This window comes from Trichocoleus sp. FACHB-90 (genome assembly GCF_014695505.1).
Classification (GTDB): domain Bacteria; phylum Cyanobacteriota; class Cyanobacteriia; order Cyanobacteriales; family FACHB-T130; genus Funiculus; species Funiculus sociatus.
This window is the reverse complement of sequence record NZ_JACJOK010000093.1, coordinates 45,639-51,912: the sequence shown is the minus strand read 5'-3', so window position 1 is coordinate 51,912 and position 6,274 is coordinate 45,639. Positions and strand designations below refer to the sequence as shown.

At 43.9% G+C, this 6,274-nt stretch carries 8 protein-coding genes and 1 pseudogene; 5 read left to right on the top strand and 4 right to left on the bottom strand.

All coding sequences use genetic code 11. The features are described 5' to 3' along the window. Positions 1-629: 629 nt before the first annotated feature. On the bottom strand, positions 630-1,289 hold the full coding sequence (gene parA / locus H6F74_RS27485; RefSeq protein WP_190445283.1) for a ParA family partition ATPase: 660 nt from the start codon (positions 1,287-1,289) through the stop codon (positions 630-632). A 208-nt stretch (positions 1,290-1,497) separates the two neighbouring features. Between parA and H6F74_RS27480 the strand changes: the two genes are divergently transcribed. Then, entirely contained in the window at positions 1,498-1,893 is a 396-nt protein-coding gene (locus H6F74_RS27480) for a hypothetical protein (RefSeq protein WP_190445282.1), read from the top strand. Between the two features lie 116 nt (positions 1,894-2,009). Here the strand turns inward: H6F74_RS27480 and H6F74_RS27475 are convergent, their stop codons facing one another. Next, positions 2,010-2,183 (bottom strand): hypothetical protein, encoded by a 174-nt coding sequence (locus H6F74_RS27475; protein ID WP_206756363.1) that lies wholly within the window; start codon positions 2,181-2,183, stop codon positions 2,010-2,012. Between the two features lie 11 nt (positions 2,184-2,194). Between H6F74_RS27475 and H6F74_RS27470 the strand changes: the two genes are divergently transcribed. After that, positions 2,195-2,878, top strand: coding sequence for a site-specific integrase (locus H6F74_RS27470; protein WP_347269562.1), 684 nt, complete (start codon positions 2,195-2,197; stop codon positions 2,876-2,878). 44 nt (positions 2,879-2,922) lie between these two features. Here H6F74_RS27470 and H6F74_RS27465 read toward each other — a convergent pair whose 3' ends face one another. Next, complete coding sequence (locus H6F74_RS27465) at positions 2,923-3,747, bottom strand: DNA cytosine methyltransferase (RefSeq protein ID WP_190445280.1); 825 nt, start codon at positions 3,745-3,747, stop codon at positions 2,923-2,925. Between the two features lie 130 nt (positions 3,748-3,877). Here H6F74_RS27465 and H6F74_RS27460 point away from each other — a divergent pair, with 130 nt between their 5' ends. The 3 genes and pseudogenes from H6F74_RS27460 to H6F74_RS27445 all read left to right on the top strand — a co-directional run bounded on the left by H6F74_RS27460 (position 3,878) and on the right by H6F74_RS27445 (position 5,098). Next, a complete protein-coding gene (locus H6F74_RS27460) occupies positions 3,878-4,084 on the top strand; it encodes a transposase (protein WP_199301678.1) in 207 nt (68 codons plus the stop codon). Positions 4,085-4,095: 11 nt separating this feature from the next. After that, a pseudogene (locus tag H6F74_RS27455) lies at positions 4,096-4,703 on the top strand (transposase). Between the two features lie 239 nt (positions 4,704-4,942). Then, the gene (locus H6F74_RS27445; protein ID WP_190445278.1) at positions 4,943-5,098 is read left to right on the top strand and encodes a hypothetical protein; all 156 of its coding nucleotides are present in this window, start codon (positions 4,943-4,945) and stop codon (positions 5,096-5,098) included. A gap of 548 nt (positions 5,099-5,646) precedes the next feature. On the opposite strand, the gene H6F74_RS27440 is transcribed toward H6F74_RS27445, so the two are convergent. Continuing rightward, on the bottom strand, positions 5,647-6,267 hold the full coding sequence (locus H6F74_RS27440) for a phosphatase PAP2 family protein (RefSeq protein WP_190445277.1): 621 nt from the start codon (positions 6,265-6,267) through the stop codon (positions 5,647-5,649). Positions 6,268-6,274: the final 7 nt, after the last annotated feature.

The window sequence follows — 6,274 nt, the reverse complement described above, 5'->3', positions numbered from 1 at the left end:
GGATGCCGTTTTCCTCTTGGACTACGGGGGTCTGCAATGGTTTTTAATTGATCTATGAGGGTCATGGGTTGATGGTTGAATATGGTTTATCAACCCATCCTCATTTTTCTCTGTTGACATTGAAACCACCCTGGGTTGGTGTTGGGGGTACGGGAGTTGTAATCTAGATAGATGAAGCTAAAATCTTTAGCTGTATTGGCTTTTAGCTTTATTCATGAGTAGCTGATTGTGAAGGTTAATATTGCTTTTGGCCCGGACATTGGCAAATCTGAGCTTTGAGCTGAGTGCGATCGCTCAATTTTTGCTGCTGTTATTAACTCAGAGCTGCTGAGTCAATTTGGCGTTTCTCTCATTCCCAGAAAGTTGTGTTGATAGGCTTGCGCTCCACTCAGCATCCTTGAGTGGAGTGCGTTAGTTTAAACTCCAATTACCTAGTAACTCATCAAAGTAAGGATAGCGAGTTACATCCCACAGTGATTTCCCTCTTGGAGAAGATGAAATCGGTGGAGGAACGTTTAAACACAACAAAGGCGAATGCCATCTCATATTCATGTGCGTGTAACCCAAGCCATTATTTGAGCTTCTGTTAACTATAGCTACCCGGTTATGAGGACTTGGGCTAACCTGTCTCAAACGCGCAGAATACCCAAGACCTCATCAGTCAAGCTTTCTATCTCTTCTATCGCCGCTGAAGCTTTGCTGCCAAAGTTGTGTACTGTCTGCCCAAAGACAGCCGACTGCCGATAGACTTGCCGATGTCCCAGATAAGATTTGGCCAATTCAATCCCAAACTCCGGCAGAACTTCTAAACTTTCCTGAGCTAGAGTCGTATTGGGCTGGCACTGATTCATCACTAGCCGAGCCTGTAGAGACTCATTAATGATACTCACGTTAACGATGACCTGGCGGATACCGACTGCTGCCCACATATCTAGTGGGGAGGGAATGAGTGGCACTAGCGCTAAGTCAGCAATCAATAGGGCGCTCTGGGGAACGGGAGAATCCGCCGCCGGTGGACAGTCAATGATGATGCAATCATAATCATCAATAAACTTTTTGACCTCCCGGTGAACCTTGGCATTAGCAGCACTCAAGCCGACTACAGATGCTGGGAACGGAGCTTCATCCTCGGCTGAAGCCGCCCAGCGAGTTGCTGTACCTTGGGGATCTGCATCCACCACGAGAATTTTATTTTCCCGTCGGGCTAGAGATCCGGCAAGCTGCATACTAATAGTAGTTTTGCCTGAACCACCCTTTTGATTCACTACAGCAATAATTTTCGCCGTCATGGGATTCAAGAGATAAACTGTATAAACAGTTTATAGTTTTTATATTGTTTGCCTAGTTTTCCCATTCTCGCACGAACATCCAGATACACAAACAATATAAACTGTATATAGAGTTAATAGTGTTTATATTATTTATACGGTTTTTAGTGTTTGTACTGTTTACTCAGTTTTTGAAGATTCCTGCACGCTGACGAAGAGAGGAGGGGCGATGACCAAAAAAAATATGAAATCAGCTCTTAATGCTTCTCTCAAAGCAGAGGATGAAGCAGTGAAGAGCCGATTTGAGAAAGCTGAATCTTTACTACGGGATGGGACTGAAACCAACAGGAAGTCGGAAGTGACTCCTCAAGTAGAGGCTAAGAGCCGCGAGGAACAAATCAAGAAGGAGCGAGTGATTCGGGATAGCTTTACCCTCCCTGGTGAAGACTATGAACTAATTTCAGCCATTAGACAGCGATGCCTCAATTCAGCCGTCAACGTGGCTAAAAGTGAGGTCATCCGCGCTGGTCTTCACGCTCTTAACGAACTACCTGATGAAGCTTTACTGAAGGTCATTGAGAGCCTCACGAAGATCAAAACAGGAAGACCGGCAAAGAGAGTGTAGGCTGACATCGATAGATGGCACTACACCCACTTATCCATGCTGAATTTTCTGACACCAGGGGTTAGCATGGCAGTAGGCAAGGCGTGTTAATTTCTATGACGACAACTAAGCAACTGCTAAAATTTGAGCAATTCTTTGACGACGATGGTACAGACAACATCTATGAGTAGGTTGCTGGTCACGCCGTGGTAGCTAACCTGTAGACCCAAGAAAGGGTTGAAACCGGCAAGAGCGATCGCTCTTGATAACTGAGAGAGCTTCGCCCCTACTGCGGTAAATCTCATAGGCATTAGTGGGGAGTGTGCAGTTGAAAATAGATCGTCACGGCAAAGCCAGGTGTTTAGAAGCCGCCGAGATTCAGTTACTTTTTGACGAGGGGCTGCAAACTATTGCTCATCGCTGCCTCTTCGGAATTTGCTTGTATACGGCAGCAAGAATCAATGAAGCCTGTACTTTGCGTCGGGTAGATGTCTTTGATAAATCTAGGCGAGTCAGACCGTCTCTGATTATTCGTAAAGCTAATAGTAAAGGCAAGCTGGCAACAAGATGTGTGCCTATTAGTGAAGACTTAAGGGAATTGTTAACCGAATACAACCCGCCCGCCCATCAAGGGTTTCTGTTTCCAGGTCGTCATGGGCGAGGTCATATTCGCCCCGATTCCGCTTCACGGATTTTAAGAGAAGCTATGAATCGCATCGACCTAGAAGGTGCCAGTACGCATTCATTTAGAAGAACGGCGTTGACGATGATGAGCAATAGCGGGGTGCCCCTGCGAATTATTCAAGCCGTAAGTGGGCACCGCAGTCTAGAGGTGTTAGAAGAATATTTAGCTGTAGGCGATGAGCAAGTCAAGGGCGCGATCGCGGTGCTAGCGCAGTTGTCTTACGTCAAGAAATTAGAGAATGTTGACGTAGATCCGATGTTGCCAAAAGCGTGGCAGACTGATGAAAGCACTGAGTCAAAAGATAGCAATAAATACCGTTGAGACGCTCCGTTCTGACGGCACGCCACATATCTCGGCTCAATGTCTTATTCTTCCGTGGTGATCGCTGTTTTCGTACTTCCCATTTTGACGGCTAACACAAACAGCTTTCGGTGCATCGACCGTACTGCGTCGGATGCAGAGCGCAAATTGACTTGAACAAACGGATACCAGCCCACCCGGCTTTGCTTTGGTGGTAGCCCTGGCGCTTTTCCCCTTGCGGCTTTGGCAATCAACCGCTTTCGAGACTGAGGAATTCCATAATCTGCCGCATCCAGAAGTGCGGCTGTTATCTGATATTCCAACGCCCAAAGCTCATCCTGAATAATCTGCCATGATTCGGATTGTCTGTACCCCAATACGTTCTCCAGCGTAAAACATTTGGGCTGCAATACCCGTATGGCAGTGGCTACAGCAGTCGCGGCTTCGCAGTCTAGTGATTGTTCGGTGCCGTTTCCCAGCGCCTTACTAAAGTTTGAGCAGACCGGAGAAGCGTGGAGATAATCCGGCTGGGGGAATCCAGAGAAATTAGCAAGAGCTAGTTCTTGAACCGTTTGTTGAATTACCTTGGTGCCATAGGGTTTGAAGTTCAGCGATAGAGAGGTAGCAAGTGCGGCAGAGAGTTCGGTTCGACTGGGGTCGCATTCCACGCTCAAGACAGGTCTAACGCTAACGCCAGCCATGACCATTCCAGCTTCTACACCACCGCCTCCAGCAAACAGTACAACAGCCGTTGGAGCATCATCTGGTAGGGTGGGAGCATAACCCAAATATTTGAGTACCTTTTGACGTTTTTGACCGTCAGCGGTTTTATAAGTTTCGACCAGGTAACGGTAAGGTTGTCCTTTAATTATTTTGGTTCGGATAAACATGAACGGAGTGCCTAACTACAGGGTAATGTTAGGCATTCTATAGAACCCATTTGACATCTTCACAATGATGAATTAAGGTGCTTACACTCCTCTAGTTCAGCAGCTATGCCGTATTCCAGCAGTCTTACCGATGAAGAATGGGCAATGCCTAGAACCCCTGTTGCCCCAAATATTACCTCAGAAGAAACGGACAAGACCGTCTGATTGGAGTAAAAGGGAGATTATTGATGGCATACTCTACCAACTCAAGAATGGCTGCAATTGGGAAGACTTACCCAATTGCAGCCTTACTCAACCGTCTATTGGCACTACAAGCAGTGGCGAGCAGCAGGAGTGATCGCCACTCTGATGAAGACGTTACATGCACAAGTGCGGGAACAGGTAAAAAAAAAGCCGAAATGGACTCGGCTAATCATCATTGACTCTCAGGCTGTAAAAAACACCTGTAATGCTGGGGTAAACTCAAAAGGGTTTTGTTTCTACAAAGCGACCAATGGGATTAAGCGGCATCTTGCCGTTGATACGCTAGGGTTTCCTTTCTTTACGCACTGCACGCCGGCTAATGTCTCGGATGATGCAGGACTGATTGAAATGCTCAGCTTGAACATCGACTATTTCAAGTCAAAACCCGTTAACATTCCGAAGATTACGATCTTGTTAGACCACGGCTACCATGTAGACCATTTGATTGAGGCGTTAGAGAAGGTTTATCCCCAGATCATGACGAAAATCAGGTTTGAGCTTTCGACGAAACCCTCAAAACAAGAAAAGCGGCACCAGGAAAATCCGGATTTGTTCCGGTGACGGCTCGGTGGCTGATTGAACGCTCAAATGCCTAGATGGATCGTTGTAAAAGTCTGGTGAAAAACTTTGAGCGAACCTTATCTCATGCAACGACCAAAATCAATCTCTGCTTCGTCAGGCTAATGCTCAAGAGGCTTGCAACGCCTTCTTGAGATGTCAAATGGGTTCTATACAGCAAGGTGTTGAGTACGTGGCGAAATGAAACATGTGGCATTCTCCGTGAGCGTTTTTCTGGTTCTTTGCGGAATATATCTTCAAACAGCCTCCATTCTAAGTCAGGTAATCTTTCAAATCATCTAGCCATACTGTGATACACCCTTCTGTTATGAAAAGCAAATTATCACATTTTTGATATTAGTGGGATAGATTCATTCGTCGTGGTCGCGACTCGATGGGTGGGTCGTTAAAACGTCTAGCCCAAGCCAAAGGATTGTTGTGGCAAGGAAATATAGATGAAACCCTAAAGTTATTTCAGACGATGGGCCGAAAACAAGCACAAAACTTTTGTGCCTATCTCCAGAAGCACCGCCACCGGATTGTTAATTAAGAGCAATGCAATTGTCCCAAGAAAAGGTTTGTCCAATTAGTTCTGGGGCTGTGGAGTCTACGGTTAAACAAATCGCTCGCCGGTTGAAAATTTCAGGGGCGCAGTGGTTGGCCAAAAATGTGAATTAGATACTAAAACTTTGTTGCGCCTACCTCAACGAAATCCTATCCGTTTAACATTCTTGCAAAACCGGGATACTCCCGTTTCCTCTTAGCTAGCTAGAAAAATCCTGAAAATTTAATTGATGCGTTGATTTGTTAGCGCATCGATATTATTGTGTTTAGTTTTAGCTCTGACCTGATAAAAATCACATCTTTTAACTTATCTTACTCCTTACTCAGGATGAATCAATAACTTCATTGATATTCGTTAGAAGAATCGTTCGCTAGAACTGATCTGTCCTTCAGCTTCACCAAAAGTGCGTAAGAACCCAAATAATCTGTTATTCAACACAATCCCTCAACGTCGCGAGTGTAGCTTTTCGCTCCCAGATGGGGTAATAATTAAGTGAATATTACCTTCAGAATAATATTTTCTGATGCTTGTTTTTAGGGAGGCTTATTAGTAGTATTAGAAATGATAAATTTAAAATTAAAAACCTGCCCTATGTAAAAAGTTAGAATACCTAAAATGATTCCACACATCACATCTAGTACATAGTGCTGTTTAATAAATAGCGTTGATAAAATGATTAATGCCACAAAAATACTCATAGGTATTTTAATTACAGGTGATGTTTTAATCCAGTATAAAAGACAGATCATAGACAGAGACACGTGAAGACTGGGAAAACAGTTGTAAGGCTTATCTACGGAGTAAATATAAGCAACTATCGTTGAAAATATGTCTTTAGATACTATATCAGCCCGACTAACGCTGGTTTGATAAAAAGTATAAACAAGATAAGCTATTAATTGACATGATAGGAATGAAATAAATACCGATTGATATTTTTTATAGAAAAAAGCCAAATAAATTATGGTTATTAATAAAAAAGGAATAAACGAAATATAAGGAATGCTAAAAAATGGCAAAAATGGTATTTGCTCTTCAAACTGAAGTTTAACAACGTGAACTGTTCCAGATTGCTTATTTAAAACTTCATAAATAAAAAAATTGCATAGGACAAGAGCTGTCAAAGCAATCCTGTTTAAAATGTCTTGACTCATTCTCTGT

Excerpts from the sequence above, each read along its gene's own strand:
- parA (WP_190445283.1), bottom strand. The coding sequence starts at position 1,289 with ATGACGGCGAAAATTATTGCTGTAGTGAATCAAAAGGGTGGTTCAGGC.
- H6F74_RS27480 (WP_190445282.1), top strand. The coding sequence starts at position 1,498 with ATGACCAAAAAAAATATGAAATCAGCTCTTAATGCTTCTCTCAAAGCA.
- H6F74_RS27475 (WP_206756363.1), bottom strand. The coding sequence starts at position 2,183 with ATGCCTATGAGATTTACCGCAGTAGGGGCGAAGCTCTCTCAGTTATCA.
- H6F74_RS27465 (WP_190445280.1), bottom strand. The coding sequence starts at position 3,747 with ATGTTTATCCGAACCAAAATAATTAAAGGACAACCTTACCGTTACCTG.
- H6F74_RS27460 (WP_199301678.1), top strand. The coding sequence starts at position 3,878 with ATGAAGAATGGGCAATGCCTAGAACCCCTGTTGCCCCAAATATTACCT.
- H6F74_RS27445 (WP_190445278.1), top strand. The coding sequence starts at position 4,943 with ATGGGTGGGTCGTTAAAACGTCTAGCCCAAGCCAAAGGATTGTTGTGG.
- H6F74_RS27440 (WP_190445277.1), bottom strand. The coding sequence starts at position 6,267 with ATGAGTCAAGACATTTTAAACAGGATTGCTTTGACAGCTCTTGTCCTA.